Below are 22102 nucleotides of genomic sequence, written 5' to 3' on the forward strand. Positions count from 1 at the left end.
CTGTCATGACACCAAGATTATTTTTGTAAATAAAACTAGTTTCGGGAAGATAAGCTTCGTTAAATAATAAATATTCCGTAATTTCTTAAACATAATTTCAGATACAGTACATTTTATCTCAAATAGAATTAATATGAAGTAACTGTTATTACCAAAGAATGAGAATGTTCTAAGTGGGTTAAACAATAGGAGACTTAAACAATGAAACTTTTTGGCTTGTGTCCTGCTCGAAGTAAAACATTGTTCTGGACAGGTATTGCCTTGACAGTAACCGTTATTTTGTAACCCAGAAACAGACAGAAAATAACTTATCTTCTGACCCTGATGTACTTATATGTCTCTGGTTCCTTCTCAGTGCCAATTTCCAGGCGCAGAGAATGGAGGCAATTGCATTATCTTAGATTCCTAAGTTAGTTTTAGTTGGCTTAAACAGAAAACAAGCTAAGTATTGTTCTTAGCTTGTGAGATTAATTAATTGTTATGATCAGAGGGTTCAAAACTTCACTTGAGTATCTGAGTGGTATTTTAGTAGATGGGCTTAAAAAAGTAAAAAAATTTTAAAAAAAAAACGAGCGCTAGGTACCAGACTGCCTAAAAATATAGCCAACAGAATTGGAAGAGCAAAAAATACTAAATTTTACTATTAACCTCAAAATTCTCTATTTATTAAGCATAATATAGAATAGAAAAAAAAGCTACTAGTAGGGAAATCAAGACTGACCATAACTGATAGAAATAAATACTCAAATGTATAATTTTTATTATATATCTATAACGATTCGTAATTGTTAGTAGTGATTTTCCATGAAGAATCATTACTAGAAAACCATAAGATTCTATAAATTTAAAACTAATACATTTATCAAAAGCTATATGTGTATACGTATCGATTTTACAGATCTCCCGTTCTTAATAGTGATAAAAAAATATATTTCGTAAGGTAGGTTAGTTACAACTTTAATTTTGAGGAGAAATCAATTGTAATTCGTTAAGTAACCCATCAGATTAATTGTTGGAACTAAAAAACTTAGCATTGTAATGCATAATCTAAGAATTAAAAAAATTAATATTTTTTCACATCAAGATCTTAATCTAAAATTAATAGTTACCATAGAGCCTTTCCAATAGACTCTTAGAGGAGAGTTTTAGCTTAAAGTCATACGATAGGAGAAGTTGAATGAATTACGATGATCCAGCTAAATTACCACTTTGGGTACAAAGCCGCGACAGAGTGATTGCTAATGATGAAGGGGTGCAATGGCGCGAGGGCGAACGTCCAGATTATTCCTACACTGATCAATTTCTTGAAGTAGAAAGCCAATTTAATCATCCTGAAGGGTCATTAGAAGCAATCGTTGAAAATTTGGTGAGGACTTTTGAAATGGAAGCCTCCCATAAGACTAATCCTGAACAATGGCTATCAATCGTAACAGATAAATTTCGGATGAGCAGCAATGGCGGACAGTTTTATACAGCCCAAAATGTGTCTGATCAAGGAACTTACAATTTATTTATTAGTGATAACGAAAAGTATAATACCACAGAAGAAACTTTCGAATCTTCCTTTGAACTATTTCATAAGGCTTTTCCTAATGGCTTTCTTTGGGAATTAACCGAAGTGTTATCGGGACCACCTAGTATTACTTTTAAGTGGCGGCATTGGGGAACATTTAATGGTCCATATAAAGATCATCAACCCACAGGACAAACTATCGAAATTGTAGGTTTAAGTATTGCTAGGGTCACAGATGACTTAAAAATCATAGAAGTTGAGCATTATTTTGATAATAGTACTTTTCTCCAGAAATTAACCTCTGGTTGTCCTTTTAATCATGGCAAGGAAAAGTGATGGGAATCTGTCGTCAGTCAAGTCAAATGATAAATATTTACCTTGAGGAGGGATATGTAAAGCTTAATCTAAAACCTTATTCAACTTACCTGTTTTTCCAGTAGTTTCTGATTAGAATAAATTACTGGAAAATAATTTTTTTTCGGCTCTTTGTTAAGATTTTCTTATGTCTAGTGGACTGGATTAGTTATTTAAAGAAATAGAACCCATATTCGATCCTATCGAGGAACCAATTGCTCTCATTTTACTTTCCCAGAGATTAGAAGGGCATGTTCGTCTCTCCACTTTTAAGGACTTAGATCCTTAAGGCATCAGATTTTAACATTCGGGTAGTAAGATTTCCTAATGCAGTTAAAGTGGTCAAAAGTCTAAATTACACTCAGGTAACATCTCTTTGCTGTGAAAAAACTCACACCTCCGACGACATTTTTAAAGTAAAAGCGGTTTCTGGTTCTTTCACTAGTCCTCAATTAACGGAAAATTGCTATATAGTTTGCAGATTCAGTTAATCAAAATCGTTTTTATTACGAACCTCATGGTCATTATAGTCCCATTTTGAAACATTAAATCCCTATTGATAGGGCAATTTCTCCTTGGGAACTAGTATTCTTCATTTATTACCCGTTCTTCAATAACAAAAAAAGATATTAGAACTCTGTCAGTGGCTAAAAACCCAGAGTTATTCTTTCAGCAGTAGCTGCAGGAAGTGTGCAATACGAAGGGGTGTTAACGGTGATATTTAGAATAGGAAGAACGATAGAAGAGTTCCAAGAAATGTTGGCGCGATATAAACTATAAACTCAAATCTTGACTCCTAAACTCAGTTAATCTATAGATTTAGCCTTAGAAAAAAGCAGATTAATGTTTAAATTAAAAGTAACATTAAAGGACAATTAAAGTGTAATTTTTAAAAATTAAAAGAAAACCGTTGTTATTAACTTGAAAGACAAATGCGAACTTTAATGTGTAACTATACTTCAGGAAATTGGATGTAACCAAAAAAGAAGATCTAGGTTATTGTAGAAAGTCTAATTTTTCTATAGAGCAAATTTTTACTATATTAAAAATAGAGATAAATAAACCACCTTTGTACAGAAAATAATTGATGATTAAATTTTTGACAGATAGTATATCTGACTAATTCTAAAAGTTGAGTGTCTGCTACAAATAACTGGGGGTATTAACTAAAGATATTACGAAGAAATTGATCTAGTAAAATGATTAAAACTAGACAACTAAATGGAGATTTATTCCAATTATCTAATTGATGAGAAGAAGCTAATGTATAGGTAGACAAAAACTGAAATCACACAGCTTAGTTAACCTTAATATCTCTAACAAACCACAATTTTTGGGGATTCCCATAATCAATGGAAGTCGGTTGGTCGAACCAAAAATATAAAATATCTTTATAGTTGTTATTCATTAGTAACAATTTACTGTTAATTTCCTAAACTTTTTTATCACAATTTTTCTAAATAGAGGAAGTAAAATAGGGAAATAAATATTGACAAACATATTTGTGCCATCGGAAAAAACACACACCCGACAAACTCACTATTATTTAATCGATTAAAGACTAAACGATAATATTTTACCTCAGGGGCAATACCCCTCAGAAATTACTCTTCTGTTCTGTCCTCATAAACAATATAAATCATTAAAGGGAGATAAAATAGAATCATCTTATTTGGACATTATGATATCTCTTTCCCTAGATATTCTACAAATAGACTAATTGTCTCTTCTACAACATTAGAGCGAAAACCTTGACCTTTTATTGCTTATCCTTCACCGGTGAAATTTAAGTGAAATTCAAGTAAGATTCCCTCTTGCTAAGAAAAATATATTTTTCTCTTTTTAAGATAGCTATCTCTTTATTTTGTGCTTTATAATAGCTTCATAATATATGAGTATCTTGTTCGTTATTTATTTTTTAAAGTTTAATCGACTTAACTGATTTAGGTTTATTTCAATAGAAATTAATGCTATTATTAAGTTGTTTATATCTATCCAATAACTTATACGTCGAGAGTATCACCAACTTCTAAATTTCCTGGTTTATTGAAGCGAAAACGATAAGAACAACGGTTACTCTGGACTAAATCTGATAAATTAGTAGCTAATAACTCCTGAAACTCTTATAAGGGCTAAATTCTTATTTATAAAGACAGTTAAAACTAGTAGAAACAGAGGTTAGATTACTCATGGGTATTCTTCCCTGGGAACTAATTCGATATTGTAACCCTTGAGGAAACTCTAAAATACTGTTAGGTCAATCTTAACCGAATTTCCAAACTCTCTATATACTGATAAGATTTTGTTCACTAGCAACACGAGCACATTAACTTTTAGCAGAAATATATATAATTTCTACGACCATACTCAAACCAGCTAAGAAAAAAACTGTCGGGATAAATATATAATCGTCAACCACTTTTAATTTTTTAAAAAAAACAAGATTTAAGATTCAATGTGATAACCAAATTCTGACAAATATAAACTTGATTGTCGCCATTTTGGTTTTACTTTTACAAAAAGTTTTAAATAAACTTCTCCCATGATTAGTTTCTGTATTTGTTCTCTTGCAGCACTTCCTATAGCTTTAAGCATATTCCCCTTTTTGCCAATAATAATCCCTTTTTGAGAGTCCCTTTCCACATTAATTGCAGCGAAAACACAAGTTAGATTAGAAGTTTCTTCAACTTTTTCAATAAAAATTGCAACAGAATGAGGAATTTCTTGGCTAGTTTGCTTTAAGATTTGTTCTCGAATCAGTTCCCCCATAATGAAGTGTTCAGGTTGATCAGTAACTAGATTTGGCGGGTAATAATAAGGACCAGGAGCAAGGTTATTTATCAATGCCTTTTGTAACAGATCTAATCCTTCTCCAGTTAACGCTGAAAACTTAATAACTGGCCAGTTATAGGGTCGAGCTAGAATTGAATAACTTTTATCTAAAGAATAGTAATCTGAGGGTTGTTGATCCGTTTTATTGAGTCCTAAAATAACTGGATTGGTGGAGGTTCCTAATAGTTCAGAAACATAGTGATCACCTCCTCCTGCTGGAACAGAACTGTCAACAATAAAGAGAACAATATCAACAGAGTTAATTGCAGATTTAGCATTTCGTACTAGAATTTTTCCGAGTTGATGGTGAGGTTTATGAATTCCTGGAGTATCAATTAAAATAATTTGTGCTTCTTCAGTGGTTAGAATTCCTCTTAAGCGGTTACGGGTAGTTTGGGATATAGGAGAAGTAATGGCAATTTTTTGCCCTACTAATTGATTCATTAGGGTTGATTTTCCCACGTTTGGACGACCAATAATCCCGACAAAACCAGACTTAAATCCTGCTGGTGCAGTTGGGACAGTTGATAGAGAAATCAGCTCGGATTCATGACTCATTTGAGAGATAAAAAACGGTAAACAGCTGATAGCATTATAACTAACAATTTATTATTAAAATTTATTTCCAAATTAGATAAGGATATTTAGCTAAATTAACATTATAAAATCTTAAATCTTGGGTTACCTCTTCACCAATCCAAGCTGGCAACTCAAAAGATTGGTCCTCAGAACTTAATTCTACCTCCGCTAAAACTAATCCTTCATTTTCTCCTTGAAATTCATCAACTTCCCAAACTAAATTTCCTAAGTGTATTCGGTATCTTATTTTTTGAATCAAAGGATGATTACATAGATTTTCTAACATTATTTCTGCATCTTCTAAAGGAATAGAATACTCAAATTCTTCTCTAGAAAACCCTTTAGTTTTGCCTTTAAACGTTAAAAAAGCACAATCCCCCACAATTCTTACCCGAACGGTAGTCATTTCATTTTGGGTTAAAATATACCCCTGTCGATATATTTTTCCTTGTCCCCAGGAGCGCCAAGCATCTCCCTTAACTAAAAATTTGCGCTCAATTTCAATAGCCATAAAATTAAAATTTTCTCCTGATATCAATGAGTAAGTAGTGTTTAACAAACGATGATGGCTCCAATAATACTACGTTTCTCATATAGATGAGGTTTATGTTTGTGAGCCGGAGAGAAGATTTAAATCATATTTAATAAATGATTTTGATTATTGCTATATCAGGGTTTATAGAGGTTTTCAATCAGACAGCTCATAATAACAACAGTTGGGCAAACTAGTAGATTATATCTTCATCGTTTGCTAAATTAATCGCTTCATTGATAGCTTTATGAAGACCTATACAATTGTGGTATTTGTTAGTTAACCAATATTTTTTGATTTTTGTAACAACAGTTTTAAATTTAGTTTAAATAAGGAAAATAAAAAGATAAAAATACGATTTATTTTTTCATTTATTCTATTTTTTACAGCCTTTATTTCTTGATAAGATCACAAGTTATTTATGATAATAAAAACTTATGGCTATATTTGTAGCATCATTTTTTTATTTTATCAGTAATTTTTTATTTATCTATAATCTATAAAATTAAATAAATTAAAAAAAATTTATATAAGAAACACTTTGATTAAAGTAATACTTTTCTCTTGATTGTTGAGATGTTTTTTATGAACTCTTTTTCCTTGAGTTGCTTTAGCGACGTAGATAGTTATGGCTAGGCAAACTCCAGTTTTATCAATGAAAACTAAGCCTTATAGTTTGAGTCATCCAAGTCTCGTCGAATATTTATGTATCAAAATTTTAATTTATATGTGTAAACCTCTTAATATATGAAATATTTGTTTTTAATTAAAATTAAGTTATTAGAGTAAACTATATGATTAATTCTTCCAATAATTATATTTTTAACAATAAAACTTGATATTTAAATTGTATTTAAATTTTAATTATGACAGGTTTTGTGGAACTCTGTATTTCTACATGTTTTTAAGTCCATGATAATTTAATATTTTAGTTTTTAAATCAGTGCTTAAAGAAGATTTTTATACTAAAAATTGCTAATAACTATCTAACTATAACTATATTTTTCTAGTTTTTATACAGTATTAAGTTAATATGAGTTCAACAAGATATAAAAACAAAGTTATTGTTTTTAACAACTAATTTAAAATTCAATAAAGTTGACTATTTATTTTAAATAATGGTTACCAACAATCAAGACCGTTATAGTTTTTTTAAAAAAACAGCAGACGAAACAAATCTTTTCCCTAGGGTAGCCATTATTCTCAATGATAAAACCCTACTATTATGTCTCTTCTTCATCCTACTCCTAAAATTTAGCCGACTGCTACTATAATTATGTAAGCTAGAGTCGTTAAGAAATCTATAGTAACATTTCTAAACTTTTTTACCATTTCATTATCTATGTCTCTTCCCATACGCAACGTTGCCATTATCGCCCACGTCGATCACGGTAAAACTACCTTGGTTGATGCCCTTCTAAAACAGTCAGGTATCTTCCGCGAAGGGGAAGAGATCCCAGACTGTGTAATGGACTCCAATACCCTAGAAAGGGAGCGAGGAATCACCATTTTGTCTAAAAACACTGCAGTTCGCTATGAAGATACCCTAATTAACATTGTAGATACCCCTGGTCACGCAGACTTTGGGGGGGAAGTAGAACGGGTTTTGGGGATGGTAGATGGCTGTATTTTAATTGTGGACGCCAATGAGGGTCCAATGCCTCAAACTCGTTTTGTTCTTAAAAAAGCCTTAGAAAAGGGGTTACGTCCCATTGTGGTCGTTAATAAGATCGACCGTCCCCAAGCTGACCCCAATATTGCCGTAGATAAAGTTTTCGATCTGTTCGTGGAACTTGGAGCAGATGATGATCAATGCGATTTCACGACCCTGTTCGCCTCAGGTTTATCCGGTTTTGCGAAAAATAGCTTAGAAGATGAAGGGGTAGACATGAAACCGCTATTTCAAGCAATTTTGAACCATATCCCCCCACCGGCTGGCGATCCAACTAAAACCCTACAATTACAAGTTACTACCCTGGACTATTCTGAGTATCTAGGGCGGATCATTATTGGTCGCATCCATAATGGGGTGATTAAAGCAGGCCAACAAGCGGCTTTAATGAAAGAAGACGGCAGTATGGTTAAAGGAAAAATTAGTAAATTACTTGGGTTTGAAGGACTGCAACGGGTGGAACTTGAAGAGTCAAGTGCTGGTAATCTGGTTGCAGTGGCCGGGTTTGCAGATGCTAATATTGGGGAAACCTTGACCTGTCCTAATGAACCACAGCCTTTACCTTTAATTAAAGTTGACGAACCTACCCTACAAATGACCTTTTCCGTCAACGATTCTCCTTTTGCCGGTCAAGAAGGAACTTATGTTACCTCACGACAAATCCGTGATCGCTTAATGCGAGAATTGGAAACTAATGTTGCTTTACGAGTTGAAGAAAACGAGTCCCCCGATAAATTTGAGGTATCTGGACGGGGAGAATTACATCTCGGTATTTTGATTGAAACCATGCGTCGGGAAGGTTATGAATTCCAAGTCTCCCAACCCCAAGTTATCTATCGGGAAGTGAATGGCCAACCCTGTGAACCCTTTGAATATTTAGTCTTGGATATTCCTGAACAAGCAGTTGGTTCTTGTATTGAACGCTTAGGACAACGTAAAGGGGAAATGAAAGATATGCAAACTGGAATCAACGGACGAACTCAATTAGAGTTCGTGGTTCCAGCCCGAGGTTTAATTGGATTCCGTGGAGATTTCATCCGTATCTCACGGGGTGAGGGAATTATGAACCACAGTTTCTTGGAATATCGTCCTATTTCTGGAGATTTAGGAACTCGTTACAACGGAGTGATTACTTCCTTTGAAGAAGGAGTTGCAACATTCTATGCTTTGAAAAATGCCGAAGATCGCGGTATCTTTTTTATAACCCCTGGAACCAAAGTATATAAGGGAATGATTATTGGAGAAAGTAACCGTCCTCAAGATGTGGAATTAAACGTCTGTAAAACCAAGCAATTGACAAACCATCGTTCTGCGACTGGAGATGAATTAGTCCAATTACAGGCCCCCGAAGAAATGAGTTTAGAACGGGCATTAGAATATATTGGGGCTGATGAATTAGTAGAGGTAACACCTGAATCTATTCGTCTACGGAAGGTAACAACTAAAAAATTAGCCAAACGCTAAATTCCAAACTTGAAATACTCGAAATAATCTAGGGTGGGCAATATCCACCTTTTTTTTACAAAAATTTTAGTGTAGTATTATGCGCAAAATGAGACCGCTTTTTTAAAGGCAATTGTAGATTTTTAGTCCAGTCATCTACTTCGTTAAAGGGCGGCTTTGTGTTTATTTGTTATTATTTTAATTCTAATAATGCTGTGATATGGTGTGCAGTAGTGCAGTGTTAAGGTGTTTGTACTTCGTCTTCAGGTACAGGACAGAACTACATCAAATAGTAAGTTATGTTTTAATAAAAAAATAAGTACAGCTCAGTTCGTCCACAATAGAGTTATTCATTATTGGGTAGATAATCCTGAAGTTAACAGAACAAAATGATTCATATATCATATGAGACTTAAAAAAAAGTTTAAAATTGTTAATGCTCGTAACTCTCATGTTTGCCAGACTTTAGTTGAAAGAAATTTAAGAACAATCCCTTATTTTGATAATTTTTGTAAAAAAAAGGAAAAAAGGATATCTTAAGTTTCAAAAAAATTCTCGCTCAGGAGAGTTTAAATTCTTTAAATCAAAACTATCAGATAATAAATTTTCTATTACTTTAATAGACAAAAAAAGTGTTAATGAATTAAAGTTAAAACATTAATAGTACGACAAAAAATCGTCGTTCATCTAAATCGATAACAGATGTGACATAAACTTCTTTGAGACAATTGCTAAATATTTTTGGGATAAATACAGTACGATAACTATCGTAGTAGGTACTCAAAGTACTTTTCATGATTTTCTAGATTAAAGTCTAAAAGTTTAGAAGTCTTTGTTAACTAGAATCTATAATTGTTCTTCTTGCAGTTATATAAAATATAGAAATTGAAACGTTACCTTAATCATTGTCAAACTCAAGCATTATGGAGAAACTTCCTTGTGGTCAAATAAAAAAATATTACTGATTGATAGAGACTCATTTTGTAAAAATGGTTAAGTAGGTTAGACACAAAATAAAGTGTATAATCTACGAATTTACAAATTAAGTCAAATATTTGTTTACCAGAATAAATAAAGTTATCACTATATATTTGACTAACTAAAAATTGCTTAATACTAACTAGCTATGTTAATAAAAATTTTAGAAAAAGATAACTACCTCTCAGTCTAAAGACTATGGAATTACAATTGATTTAAAGAGATAATCATCTTTGTATTTTATATCAATTATTAATTAATTACTTGACTCTCATTAACTTACACCTATCTATAGGCTTTAAAACGAAAGGTATTCCCTTTTTTTGATTGAGACTTATCGATTTTTAACTATTCCTAATCATGAAATTTAATTTCTGATCACTAGATAAATCGTCAAACGTCTCAAATGAATAACATTAGATATTGGGATTTAAGGATAAAATATTAAATGTAGAGGTTTGAAATGATACTCAGACGTAGATTTCTTCGTAAGAGTTTTAATAGCCATCTTCTATTTTGACAACCTTCTCTATTTTATTAGTTTTCTGTTCTTTATTTTTAGCGACAGTTTAATGTGTTAAGATAAGTCATATTTAAGTTTATCTATCAATGCGTAATTCCCATAAGCAAAACTGGGAAAAAATACCTCATCGAGGTATTGATATTACTTAGACAAATTAGGGAAAAAGCCAGGAATTTGCCTAGCTTTCCGATAAAAATTCTTGAGTAGACACTTCAGGAGTTGCGATGTTCTTTAACATTCATCATCCTTGTCTCCTCCACAATCATTGTTAGTAATTATATTTCCAGGCATAATATGAGGGATAGCGATTGCTATGGTTTCCATGCCAACAATGGTGAGTAAGACGATAGCGGTTCCCAAAGCTAATTGACATTTGATAGGTTTCATCGTTAATTTTCTCCTGGCCGTTCACACCAATTTAGTTAGTTTTAAGGATTTTTAACCCTCCACTTTTAGGATAAAACTCCTTACATTAAATGTCAGTCCCACAATTGAATTTTACGGCTGAGTAACATGGAACTAAAGCGAAAATAGTAGAATTGGGAATAAGTATGTATTAAAAACTACACTTGATACTAACGGACATTGTTGCCAGTATAAATACTAGATTGAATATTCTTAAGGCAATCGCCATGAAACCAAAAGGCTGGGATCAATTCCTCAAAGAAGTGGCCATCGATCAAAATCTAAAAGGAAGACTTCGAGAAATTTTTTTAGTTCGGTTTGCTTATGAAAATTGGCGTAAACCAGATACAGAGGTTTGGGAACTAGCTGAAGCAGCTAGTCATGAGACATATAAGAAACAAATGACCGAACTCTACAGTTGTTTTGCCAATGATCAGCCTAATGGCTGTCCTGAATTGGATCCTCGTAGTAAAGGTCCTGGGAAATTCCAAATTTTACGAGAATGGCTCAAAGATATTAAATATCCTGATTGGAAACAAGCATCAGCAATACCAACGTTTTCGAGTCTTCCGATGATTGATCTCCAAACGCGCATCAAAGTTGACTCTCCCATTTATATTCAACGTCCTCCGGTTGAAGTAGATAGTTGCCAAGAAATTCTTAAACCTGGTGCGTTAATTAGGATTAAAGCCCCTGAAAAAATGGGGAAAACGTCCCTTCTTAATACTATTCTTGTCTATGCTGAAGCTTCTGACTGTCACAAAGTGTATCTTAATCTCCGTGGTGCAGAAGGGGCAATGTTTACCACCTTAGATAAATTTCTTCGCTGGTTTTGTGCGAACATTAGTCGAGAGTTAGGCATTAAACCTAAACTAGATGATTATTGGGATGAAGAATTATTTGGTAGTTTAGTAAGTTGCAAAACTTATTTTCAAAGTTATTTATTAGAACAGATTGACCGCCCTATAGCGTTAGGTTTAGACAATCTTGATCGCATCTTTGAATATCCCGATATTGCTAAAGATTTTTTACCTATGCTTCGCTATTGGCATGAAGAAGCCAACAATTTAGAAATTTGGCAAAATCTTCGTTTAGTGATTGCTAATTCTACAGAGGTTTATATCAAACTTGACGCTAATCAATCTCCTTTTAATGTAGGAAGACAAGTTAAATTACCTGGGTTTAAGCTAGAACAAGTACTAACTTTGGCTAAATATTATGGATTTAGTTGGTCAGAAGATAAAAAACAACAAGAGTTTGCCAAATATTTAATTGAGATGGTAGGGGGACATCCCTATTTAATTCGTCTTGCTTTTGATGCCCTTACTTATAAGAATATTCCTCAAAATAAGCTCTTAGAAGAAGCTTCGACCCAAGGAGGAATTTACGGGTCGCATTTACGCCGTCATTGGAATAATTTACAATCTTCTTCTAAGTTAGCTGAGGCCATGAAACAAGTGGTGAAAACTAAAATAGGAGTACAGTTAGAACCATCTGTAGCTTATAAATTAGAGAGTATGGGACTAATTAATTTAGTAGGAGATGAAGCCCAGCCCAGTTGCAAGCTATATCATAGCTATTTTCTGGATAATCTTTAAACTCTAATTTTACTGAATGGTATAAGTTGATTTTTCTGCTTTTTCTAATGCTAGGCGCAAATACTAACTCTTTCTGAATTTTAAGCCTTTTTAAGACTATTTGTGTTCTCACTTATACTCATAATCTTTAGAAGACATAACATATTTATAGTTTTTTTGTGATTTTAACCACAAAAACTTAAATAATTTAGTAAAAATTTATCTCTAAAAACAACAAAATAGATGTTTCAAAAAATCCTAAATGAATTAAATTGTATAGATGTATAAATTAACTCAAAATAAGATGTTTTAATTTGCAATTTTACTTAAACAATATATGTGTGATCTCAATTGCTAATTGGTGATATTAACCATCAAGTTAAAATTACTAGATTATAATTAGCATCCCATCTCCAAAAGAATAAAATCGATAACGTTGTTCAATCGCTTCTTGATATAAATTCATCAATCTTTCTCGTCCTATTAAAGCACTCACTAACATTAATAAACTTGATCGTGGCAAGTGAAAATTCGTAATCATTCCATCAACCACTTGCCAGGAATACCCAGGATAAATAAATAGATTAGTCTTACCTTGAAATGGTACTAATCCTCGTTTACCTTGAGTTTTAGCTATTTGCACTGCCCCTTCCAAAGATCGAACCACTGTTGTTCCTACTGCAATTACTCGTCCCCCATTCTTTTTTGTCTGAGCAATCATCTCCACAGTAGTTTGGGGGACCTCCACCCATTCCGAATGCATATCATGTTGGGTAATATCTTCCGCCTCCACAGGACGAAATGTTCCTATCCCCACATGGAGAGTGACATAAGCTTGAGCGATTCCCTTATCGGTCAACCTTTGTAGCAACTCTGGGGTAAAGTGTAGTCCTGCTGTGGGAGCCGCCACCGCTCCAGGTTTTTGAGCATAAACGGTTTGATACAGAGCACAGTTATCTTCAAAACCAGTGATATAAGGAGGTAGAGGAATCTTCCCCAGGTGTTTTATCGCTTGCCAAAATAAGTCCGGTGAAGATTTCTCAAACTGTAACAATCTTCCCCCTGTTGCTGAATCAACTTTAAGTACCTTAGCTTTTAAATAAACGGGGCTTTTTATCTTTCCTTCTGGAGAGTCAGGAAACCAAATTTCTGAACCAACTTTAAACCGTTTTCCTGGTTTAACCAAAGCCAACCAACACAACGGGGCTTTTTCTTCTAATAGCAAGATCTCAACAGGTGCGCCTGTCTGTTTATGTCCATAAAGTCTAGCCCGAATAACACGAGTATCATTAAGCACTAATAAGTCTCCTGGCAATAACCACTGAGGTAACTCTCGGAACACACTATGAACTTGAGTCGTCAAGCAATTAACTACCAATAGTCGAGAACTATCTCTAGGGGTAACAGGTTTTTGGGCAATCAACTCAGGTGGCAATTGATAATCGTAACTCGATAATAAACAGTCATCAGTCATAGGGAAAACAAAAATCTGAAGAAATTGGGTAGTTTCCCCCATTGTAAAACGTCTAAAATGGGGGGGAGTCCCCTATGATAATTAGTTAGATTATTGTCACCCTAGAAAACGCAGGATAATTAATTAAGCAGATAACTTAGAGAGAAACAATGGACTATATTTACTTTCTTGGTAACGCAAGCTTAACCCTACGGGCCATCGAATACTTACAATCGACGAACGACTGGCCATCTTGTTCGATGACAGTTGTTCATCAAATTAATGGTTGGATCGTTAGGGTCAAGTTTAAACAGCCTTTAACTCCTTACCAACACGAGAATTTTAGGGCATTTATGAATGAAATCGGTATCCCCTACGAACTTGAAATCCGTCTTCAAATGGTTTTCTGGAGTTTAGAAACGGGACAATCTCCCATTGATGTCATGCGTCGTTATCAAGTGGCTATTGTTTCTCACGGCTCTCCCGATATTAATGACATAGAGGCATTTCGGCAACAGTTCACCAAAGGCTTAGGTTATTGCCCAGAAACTTTAGCTTAATTTGTCAAAAAATTTGGATAGAAATCCTTTCGTAGAACGATAGCCTTGCATCGGAGTATCATGTAGGTTAAGAGATCAATCCAAGATGATTCTTAAGTTAAAACAGCTTTTAGGGTAAAATCCAGTTAACCTAACTAACTGGTAGCGCAGACAATATCAAGTAGAGGCAGTTTTGTTGAAGCAGAAATATAAATTGTGAGGCTCAGGAGTAACTCCTGTTTTACGGCGTGTGAAGATGTTAAAACTATTCCTATTAATTCGGCACAAAAGAGGCCATGACACGGTATACTCCACCCAGGGATATTGATTAACTAGAAAAGTAATGGTAGCCGTAGCAATTCTCGCAGCAGGACGTGGAACACGGATGAAGTCAGACCTTCCTAAGGTACTTCATCAAGTGGGGGGGCGTTCATTGGTAGAACGGGTACTTGAAAGTTGTTACCTGCTCAATCCATCTCGAAAACTCGTCATTGTAGGTTATGAAGCTCAGCCAGTTCAACAGTCATTGCATCAAGTTGGTTTCTTAGAATTTGTTGAGCAAAGGGAACAATTAGGCACAGGCCATGCCATCCAACAATTGTTGCCCTATTTGAAAGACTTTGCCGGAGATTTATTAGTTTTAAATGGAGATGTGCCTTTATTAAGGCCTGAAACATTAGAAAATTTACTTAAGAGTCATCAACTTCATCGTAATGCTGCTACATTACTCACAGCCCATCTACCTAATCCAAAAGGATATGGACGGGTATTTTGTGATGGTGACAATTTAGTCAGACAAATTGTAGAAGATCGTGACTGTAACGCTGCCCAAAAACAAAACCATCGCATTAATGGAGGTATTTATTGTTTCAATTGGCCAAAATTAGCCGAAGTGCTGCCGAAACTCTCTCCTAATAATGATCAAGAAGAATATTATTTAACAGATGTGGTTAAATATCTATCTCCTGTAATGGCAGTAGATGTGGAAGATTATTTTGAGATTAGTGGGATTAATGATCGTAAACAATTGGCTATGGCCAATGATATCCTTCAAAATCGTATTAAAGATTATTGGATGGCTCAAGGGGTAACCATGACTGCTCCTGATAGTATCACTATTGACGACACCGTCGAATTACAACCTGATGTTGTGATCGAACCCCAAAGTCACTTAAGGGGAAATACTGTTATTGGGAAAGGGAGTATCATCGGACCAGGAACTCTAATTGAAAATAGTAAAGTTGGTGAAAACGTAATAGTACTCTATTCGGTCATCATTGATAGTCAAGTAGCTGATGGATGTCGTGTTGGACCCTATACACATTTGCGGGGTCAAGCTCGGGTGGGAGAGTCCTCTCGTATTGGTAATTTTGTAGAAATTAAAAAGTCAATCATCGGACAAAAAACCAATGTGGCTCATCTTTCCTATTTGGGGGATGCAACCTTAGGAGAAGGGGTTAACGTGGGGGCTGGGACCATTACCGCTAACTATGATGGAGTGCAAAAACATTCAACCATTATTGGTAATGGAACAAAAACTGGAGCTAATAGTGTGTTCGTGGCCCCAGTGACGTTAGGGGACAATGTCACTGTAGCTGCGGGGTCTGTTGTCACCGATAATGTCCCCGATCAAGCGTTAGTAATTGCTCGAGAACGGCAGCGAATTATTAAGGATTGGAAAATGAGTATTAAGAAGAAAAATTAGTAGTTTATTCTACTCAACGAGATAGATAATAACTGACGTAAAATTACTTAGGCTAGAAGCCCTACTTTTTAATTATAAGTAGTTGGACGTTAATAAATAACACTATGTCAGTAAATTACAAGAGAGTAGATAGATTGTTAATTTAACTTAAAAAAATCGAAAAGTATCCTAGCGTTAGAATCTAAAACAAAGCTAAAAATCAGTATAATATGGATATTTTTTAGTGTAAGTTTGACAGTTGTTTCTACCTGGTTAAACAAGATTTAGTCTTTTTTATTTTATTTTTAGTTGATCGACTTTTCCAAATTTCTAAGTCTTAATAATAAATCTTTTTACTTCTAAACTATTCGATGCCGAGCATGATTTAATGGACTCTGTCACTGCTGTCGTCAGTTTATATTTATCTTCCAACATCCTACTGGCCAATACATTCTCTTTCATTCTTTGCTATTTTTACTCAATTATGTTCAATTTTAGGGAATAAGCAGGCAAAAATGTATAAATCCTACTTTCTCTGTCTTTTATACTGTACTTTTGTGGCGCTACTAACATAAATAAGTTCATAGCCTTCAACAATCATTTTTTTTTAACAAAAAGTCTTTAATCTTTTTTTTATTTTGTTATCTTGCTAGTTCATTAACTTAATAATATCGAGTAAGTAGCTTTTAATTTTTATTTAAAAAAATTTTTCATCTCTAGACTTAAGCCGTTAAAGTTGAATTTATTGTGTACTACTTTAATTAATTTTTTTATAAAAATATCGATTTTGGTTGTGAAAACCTACTTCTAACAAAAAAGAAACAATCTAGGTAAAAGCAATTACTAGAAAACTTTATTTAGCTTTGCATATTAGTTAACTTAAACTAATATGCAAAGCCAAAATTATGTAGAATTAAGAACATGGTGTTTACTTTTAAGAGTATTTCAGGGATGGAATCTCAAAAATAGTGTTTTTGCTGTAGGAATAAATTATGATGACAGTGGGAGAATTGTCATAAGATATAATGAATCGGGAAAGTAAAAGGAGAAAAAAACCTCTACTAACTGACAAACCACTTCAAAAATTAGTCCACCAATTTAGAATTAAGACCAACCGACGAACGAATATGAACAGGCTCGAAAATCACGTCGAAAAAGTTTAGGAGCAGAAAGAATAAGATTACTTGAAAAAATTAAGATACTCTTGTCGAAATTAGAGACAAAAACATAGAAATAGAAAGTTTATTTAACAAAAAATATTCGTTAAAAATTAACTTGAATAATTTTAAAAGTAATAAAAATATCCAGAAGTTAGAATGAATAGTTAGCTTTCAACTATCAGTTAGCATGAAACGTAAATACAGTCATTTTTCTTACTATTGTTTAAATTTAGCTTTGACTAAATAACTTGTATTCACTGAGTAATTTTTATTAAAAATAATCGCATCTATTCTCTTGTATTTGCAGTATTTTTTAGCTTTATATACATTTTTATATAGGAATTTTACAAACTTTTTCTTTTTTAAGATCCTTATTGATAAAGTCTCATGAGAACTTTTATTTGGTTCCTATATTACTATTTAGTTGTTCACTCTTTTTTTAAACATGGAAGTAACCAATCACTAATAAATTTTCAGTATCCTATTATACTATTTTATTTTTTGCTTAGAACATATAGTTTTTTTCAATTGGGTAGCTCATGATAATAGCAGTGAGTAAACCAGCCAATTATATTTTCATCGATTGCTGAATCAATTGCTTTATTTATAGCTTGATTAAGTCTTCTAGAATTCGTAGATCCTGAGTTAGAAAATATTTTTAATTTTCGATAAATAGTTTTCAATGGGATTAAAACCAGAAAAATATGAAGATAACAACACAAATATTGCCCCTATAGATTTCATTAGTTCTCTAAACTTTTATGGCTTTATGAGATAAAAAATTATCCACGAACCATACAAATTACTGATTAGATTTGTGGTATTAGCACTTCTGTTTCATGAATGAGAAAAGATTCTTTTAATTTTTCCATCGTTCAAAAGCAAAGGAGGATAAAGAATCCGATATAGTGATCGCTTCAATTAAAATAATATTTTTTCCTCAGTATATTAGTCCATTTTTCATAAGCTCGCTTTCTTTTAGTTGCTCTTATTTCTTCAGTAAAAATTAGATCTTTAAAGTTTAAGTTGTTCAAGTATCGTTGAATATTCTCATACCAAAACCTTAACCATATCTATGTAGGATTACAAGGCATGAAATGGTTTTTTGAGTTAAGTTAAGTTCCTAGACTAAATGACATATAATTAAGTATTGTTTCGTATAGGCGAGTCCTTAATCCTTGTAAAGTAGCCTCGTTATCTCATTCTAGCAATTATTCAACAATAATAAGTTTTTATGCTCCAATTTAAGGGGTTCTTCTCAGCAATAAGAGAATAATCATATTTTTTTTGCTGTTTTCTAATGTCTAAGAAGTGATTGACAAAACTACAACTGACTCGAAAACGCCCTGCTAGTTATTGAGTTAATTGATCTTATTTCTCAGTTTCTGTGATTTTAGTAGGAATACCTATGGAGTATGGCCTCACTTTCTAGTGAAACTAGACATCTTTTTGATTCATTTACTTTAATCTATCCAAGCTGTAACACACTGGTGTCGGGGAATTGCTTAAGAGGAGAAAGTCTATAGTTTTTGTGGAGTGTAGGAATTAGTTTTCTTTCAAACAATCATGAAGGCAGAACCCCGCCATTTTGATTAAATAATTCAAAGACTTGACGACAGAAACATTTAAGTCTTTCCCCTACATCTGCGGCTGGTTGATAACTTCCCTCAAATTGCCAATCACACACTGTTGAAAGTCGCCAAGCCTGGCCTTGATAATTAAACGCTGCTGTGTCGACTCCAACTAATTTTTTGGAGTCATCCCCGGGATCTTGATGGAAACGAATTTGTACCAACAAACTACAACTTTGGAAACGAGGACTCCATCCAGGCAAATGAAACCCGATGTCAATGGAATCGGGATCAACTAATTCAAGGGTATCCTGGTCATCATACCAAGGTTTAAGATCTGCTTTGGCATCAGGAAAATGCGACTTAAATAGATGGACAATGACTGCAATCTTAGTAGCCACTTCTAGTCCTTGTGCTTTTTCCGACGCGTTCATAGTGTAATCTCCTCTCACATACAGATAGACCAACAGGTTTTAATTAAATCTTAGATGGTAAACTTAATGAATTTCCTCTGTTCTATGCCACGATTTTAATAAGTTTCTCCATAGATAATGACAACAAAACCAAAAGTTCATGACAGAGCATTTTCTGATCATTGGTTTTCTTAAGTAATTTTATCGGGAGATTCTCCCAATCTAATGAGACTAAAAAACCCTCTGTTATTCTTTAATCCATGGACTACTTTTCTATAGCTATACTTACTTACCGAGAAATAACACCTATCTTAGCGAAAAAAGGTTTTTTAATGATAGCCCCTGATTGAATTGGTTTTGGAAAATCCGTTTAAGATAAAGAAGGATTTACCTATACTTCCCAAGCTTAACAGTTAGAAGTTAGGAGTGTTTATTGAAGTCTTATATCTTAAGCAATCTATACGTCGTCCAAGGTTTTCTAGTCTCAGGGGGAATATAATATGCCTTTGCTCACCTTGGAAAAATTGATTGCCTGATTGTATTTAATACTCCCATGTCACCTGATGTAAAATTCTCATAGAGCACGAAACAGTAGGAAATTTCTCTCATGGCGGATATAATAACTCAAAATATACTAATTATCTATCAAAATATCAATAAAAGAAGTAAGTTTATTTTTTATAATAAAAAAACGGCAATGTGTCTACAACCGTAAAAGTTCAGCTGTGGGACGGTCTTGGCTGTCTACCATAATGATGGCTATTCGAAAAGGAGTTAATACTTGGGGCTATTGTCACCTTAATTGTTTGGAGAATGGCTGTTATCTGACTATTTTTAGAGATTTACTAAGGCTCAGCGGCTATTTTATGAAACCGTAAGATTGCTTAGTGTCGATGAGGATAAACACTATTCCCAAGAACATTGGGTGCAAGAAGTGAGCAATTTAATTGTGAATAGTAGCAATAGAATAACATCAAGTCCTAGGTCGATAATATCGACCTAGGACTTGATGTTCGTGACCGTCTTTTTAGTGAGTTGTAGTGGTTTCCAGGCGTCTATTTTCACCACCTCTTTCTTTGAAAAATTGAGCAACTGTAAGTTTTGATTGGACTGATTGCAGAAGTGTGGAAAAAATGTTAACCTTAAAGTTTAAAGCTTAAATTAATGAATCTTAAAGCACACTTGGGCAACAGATGAATAATTTACACTATTCTCTGCTGCCCAAGGACCAAAAGATAACTTCTAATTTAGTTAAGAAGTTATTTAATCATTTTGAACAGATCAATGCAGCGGCTAGAAATCTCAATAGATTAGCCGTTTACAACTAAAACTATCAGGCTGTTTGGGACTTTGATACCTTCTTATATCTGATTCTTCAATTTAGTTAAGTTAATTAATAGTTAACAGTAGTAGGTTATCCATTTTTAATCATTTTAATCGTTGACATATTAATTACTTTTTTATACCATTTACATTTTAATTTCATCCCTTATTTTTGAGTAAAAATGATTCATATAGCTATTATTGGAGCAGGTGTTATCGGAGCAGCAATTGCTTATGAATTGAGTTTAGTTAAAGGGTTAAGAATTACCTTAATTGATAAACAAATCCCTGCTTCAGGTTCTACGGGAGCAGCATTAGGGGTTTTAATGGGGATTATTAGCCGTAAAACAAAGGGAAGAGGCTGGAAACTTCGTCAAACTAGTCTAGAACGCTACAAAACTCTAATTCCCGAATTGGAAATTCTCACCAAACAAAGTATTCCTGTTAACCATCAAGGAATTTTGATGTTAAGGTTTGCAGAAGAACCGATAGGAGAATGGGAGAACCTAATAGAAATTCGTCAGTCTCAAGGCTATGATTTAGAAATCTGGGATCAAGAAACTCTAAAGAGAAAATGTCCCCAGATTGATAATCACAGGATTATTGGTGGAATTTATTCCCCCCAAGATTTACAAGTTAATCCCCAAAAATTAACGGAAGCTTTAGTTAAAGGAGCTTCTATAAATGGGGTTGACTGTAAGTTTGGAATTGAGGTTAAAAATATTATTTATGATACCTTAAAAGACTCAAATATACGCCAATGTTATGAAATTCAAACTACAGAAGATAATTTAAGAATTGATGAGTTAGTTATAGCTGCTGGGTTGGGATCAACTCCTCTGACCATTACGTCTAGTCAACCTCTAGACATTCGACCTGTTTTAGGTCAAGCATTACAAATTAAGTTGAATAAACTGTCAGGAAATAAAAACTTTCAACCGGTAATCACAGGGAACGATGTTCACATTGTTCCATTAGGAAATGGGGAATATTGGATCGGTGCAACGGTAGAGTTCCCTGACAGAATGGGGGAGATGATTTCACATCCAGAATTATTAGAAAAAGTCAAACAACAAGCGATTAGTTTTTGTCCTACTTTACAAGATGCTAAAGTAATAAAAACTTGGTTTGGGAAACGTCCTCGTCCCCAAGGCGAACCTGCTCCGATTATTCGAAGATTACCTCAATATAACAATGTTTTATTAGCTACGGGGCATTATCGTAATGGGGTTTTATTAGCACCAGCAACTGCATTAGCTATTCGAGAATATTGGTTTAGCTGAAGCTGTCATGTAAAACTAACCCTTTAAAAGAAGCGAATAGAAAGAGAGAAATATTTAATTTTTTAAATCTTTATTTAAAAAAAACTTACCTTAAGAACGTCTATGATTGGAATCATTATCGATGGTTGAGAAAAGGTCTATAATTTACTATTTTTATTTACAAATTAACTAGAATTATACAATTATATTCTATATTTTTAAGTAAAAATATTTTAAAGAAAAATTAAAGAATTATTGTATTAATTAATTTTGTTTCCTACTTGATGAA

The 22102-nt window shown here is 33.5% G+C and carries 14 protein-coding genes; 7 read left to right on the forward strand and 7 right to left on the reverse strand.

Annotated features, from left to right (window positions below; genetic code table 11):
* The first annotated feature begins 1177 nt into the window (after positions 1-1177).
* Entirely contained in the window at positions 1178-1849 is a 672-nt protein-coding gene (locus tag RGRSB_RS07945) for an ester cyclase (protein WP_119260583.1), read from the forward strand.
* A 1180-nt stretch (positions 1850-3029) separates the two neighbouring features.
* On the opposite strand, the gene RGRSB_RS11185 is transcribed toward RGRSB_RS07945, so the two are convergent.
* The 4 genes from RGRSB_RS11185 to RGRSB_RS07960 all read right to left on the reverse strand — a co-directional run bounded on the left by RGRSB_RS11185 (position 3030) and on the right by RGRSB_RS07960 (position 5789).
* Complete coding sequence (locus tag RGRSB_RS11185) at positions 3030-3146, reverse strand: DUF924 family protein (RefSeq protein WP_119260584.1); 117 nt, start codon at positions 3144-3146, stop codon at positions 3030-3032.
* An 18-nt stretch (positions 3147-3164) separates the two neighbouring features.
* Positions 3165-3275, reverse strand: coding sequence for a DUF924 domain-containing protein (locus RGRSB_RS10605; RefSeq protein WP_232014499.1), 111 nt, complete (start codon positions 3273-3275; stop codon positions 3165-3167).
* Positions 3276-4312: 1037 nt separating this feature from the next.
* Positions 4313-5257 (reverse strand): GTPase Era, encoded by a 945-nt coding sequence (era, locus tag RGRSB_RS07955; protein WP_119260585.1) that lies wholly within the window; start codon positions 5255-5257, stop codon positions 4313-4315.
* A gap of 61 nt (positions 5258-5318) precedes the next feature.
* Complete coding sequence (locus RGRSB_RS07960) at positions 5319-5789, reverse strand: CYTH domain-containing protein (protein ID WP_119260586.1); 471 nt, start codon at positions 5787-5789, stop codon at positions 5319-5321.
* A gap of 1363 nt (positions 5790-7152) precedes the next feature.
* On the opposite strand from RGRSB_RS07960, the gene typA reads away from it, so the two are divergent.
* Entirely contained in the window at positions 7153-8946 is a 1794-nt protein-coding gene (typA, locus tag RGRSB_RS07965) for a translational GTPase TypA (protein ID WP_119260587.1), read from the forward strand.
* Positions 8947-10657: 1711 nt separating this feature from the next.
* Here typA and RGRSB_RS10205 read toward each other — a convergent pair.
* The gene (locus tag RGRSB_RS10205; protein WP_172582076.1) at positions 10658-10813 is read right to left on the reverse strand and encodes a hypothetical protein; all 156 of its coding nucleotides are present in this window, start codon (positions 10811-10813) and stop codon (positions 10658-10660) included.
* Between the two features lie 245 nt (positions 10814-11058).
* On the opposite strand from RGRSB_RS10205, the gene RGRSB_RS07970 reads away from it, so the two are divergent.
* Positions 11059-12429, forward strand: coding sequence for an AAA-like domain-containing protein (locus RGRSB_RS07970; protein ID WP_119260588.1), 1371 nt, complete (start codon positions 11059-11061; stop codon positions 12427-12429).
* 367 nt (positions 12430-12796) lie between these two features.
* On the opposite strand, the gene queA is transcribed toward RGRSB_RS07970, so the two are convergent.
* A complete protein-coding gene (gene queA / locus RGRSB_RS07975) occupies positions 12797-13882 on the reverse strand; it encodes a tRNA preQ1(34) S-adenosylmethionine ribosyltransferase-isomerase QueA (RefSeq protein ID WP_119261015.1) in 1086 nt (361 codons plus the stop codon).
* 149 nt (positions 13883-14031) lie between these two features.
* On the opposite strand from queA, the gene RGRSB_RS07980 reads away from it, so the two are divergent.
* The 3 genes from RGRSB_RS07980 to RGRSB_RS10210 all read left to right on the forward strand — a co-directional run bounded on the left by RGRSB_RS07980 (position 14032) and on the right by RGRSB_RS10210 (position 17126).
* Positions 14032-14421 (forward strand): hypothetical protein, encoded by a 390-nt coding sequence (locus RGRSB_RS07980; protein WP_119260589.1) that lies wholly within the window; start codon positions 14032-14034, stop codon positions 14419-14421.
* 322 nt (positions 14422-14743) lie between these two features.
* On the forward strand, positions 14744-16105 hold the full coding sequence (gene glmU, locus RGRSB_RS07985) for a bifunctional UDP-N-acetylglucosamine diphosphorylase/glucosamine-1-phosphate N-acetyltransferase GlmU (protein ID WP_119260590.1): 1362 nt from the start codon (positions 14744-14746) through the stop codon (positions 16103-16105).
* Positions 16106-16973: 868 nt separating this feature from the next.
* Positions 16974-17126: a hypothetical protein gene (locus RGRSB_RS10210; protein ID WP_172582077.1), complete on the forward strand. Its 153-nt coding sequence runs from the start codon at positions 16974-16976 to the stop codon at positions 17124-17126.
* A 1682-nt stretch (positions 17127-18808) separates the two neighbouring features.
* Here the strand turns inward: RGRSB_RS10210 and RGRSB_RS07990 are convergent.
* Complete coding sequence (locus RGRSB_RS07990) at positions 18809-19249, reverse strand: hypothetical protein (RefSeq protein ID WP_119260591.1); 441 nt, start codon at positions 19247-19249, stop codon at positions 18809-18811.
* Between the two features lie 1484 nt (positions 19250-20733).
* On the opposite strand from RGRSB_RS07990, the gene RGRSB_RS07995 reads away from it, so the two are divergent.
* A complete protein-coding gene (locus tag RGRSB_RS07995; protein ID WP_119260592.1) occupies positions 20734-21834 on the forward strand; it encodes an NAD(P)/FAD-dependent oxidoreductase in 1101 nt (366 codons plus the stop codon).
* Positions 21835-22102: the final 268 nt, after the last annotated feature.

This window comes from cyanobacterium endosymbiont of Rhopalodia gibberula (assembly GCF_003574135.1).
In the GTDB taxonomy this organism is placed as follows: domain Bacteria; phylum Cyanobacteriota; class Cyanobacteriia; order Cyanobacteriales; family Microcystaceae; genus Rippkaea.

Excerpts from the sequence above, each read along its gene's own strand:
- RGRSB_RS10605 (WP_232014499.1), bottom strand. The coding sequence starts at position 3,275 with ATGAATAACAACTATAAAGATATTTTATATTTTTGGTTCGACCAACCG.
- RGRSB_RS07990 (WP_119260591.1), bottom strand. The coding sequence starts at position 19,249 with ATGAACGCGTCGGAAAAAGCACAAGGACTAGAAGTGGCTACTAAGATT.
- RGRSB_RS07960 (WP_119260586.1), bottom strand. The coding sequence starts at position 5,789 with ATGGCTATTGAAATTGAGCGCAAATTTTTAGTTAAGGGAGATGCTTGG.
- RGRSB_RS10210 (WP_172582077.1), top strand. The coding sequence starts at position 16,974 with ATGCAAAGCCAAAATTATGTAGAATTAAGAACATGGTGTTTACTTTTA.
- RGRSB_RS07980 (WP_119260589.1), top strand. The coding sequence starts at position 14,032 with ATGGACTATATTTACTTTCTTGGTAACGCAAGCTTAACCCTACGGGCC.
- glmU (WP_119260590.1), top strand. The coding sequence starts at position 14,744 with ATGGTAGCCGTAGCAATTCTCGCAGCAGGACGTGGAACACGGATGAAG.
- RGRSB_RS07945 (WP_119260583.1), top strand. The coding sequence starts at position 1,178 with ATGAATTACGATGATCCAGCTAAATTACCACTTTGGGTACAAAGCCGC.
- queA (WP_119261015.1), bottom strand. The coding sequence starts at position 13,882 with ATGACTGATGACTGTTTATTATCGAGTTACGATTATCAATTGCCACCT.
- RGRSB_RS07970 (WP_119260588.1), top strand. The coding sequence starts at position 11,059 with ATGAAACCAAAAGGCTGGGATCAATTCCTCAAAGAAGTGGCCATCGAT.
- era (WP_119260585.1), bottom strand. The coding sequence starts at position 5,257 with ATGAGTCATGAATCCGAGCTGATTTCTCTATCAACTGTCCCAACTGCA.
- typA (WP_119260587.1), top strand. The coding sequence starts at position 7,153 with ATGTCTCTTCCCATACGCAACGTTGCCATTATCGCCCACGTCGATCAC.
- RGRSB_RS10205 (WP_172582076.1), bottom strand. The coding sequence starts at position 10,813 with ATGAAACCTATCAAATGTCAATTAGCTTTGGGAACCGCTATCGTCTTA.
- RGRSB_RS07995 (WP_119260592.1), top strand. The coding sequence starts at position 20,734 with ATGATTCATATAGCTATTATTGGAGCAGGTGTTATCGGAGCAGCAATT.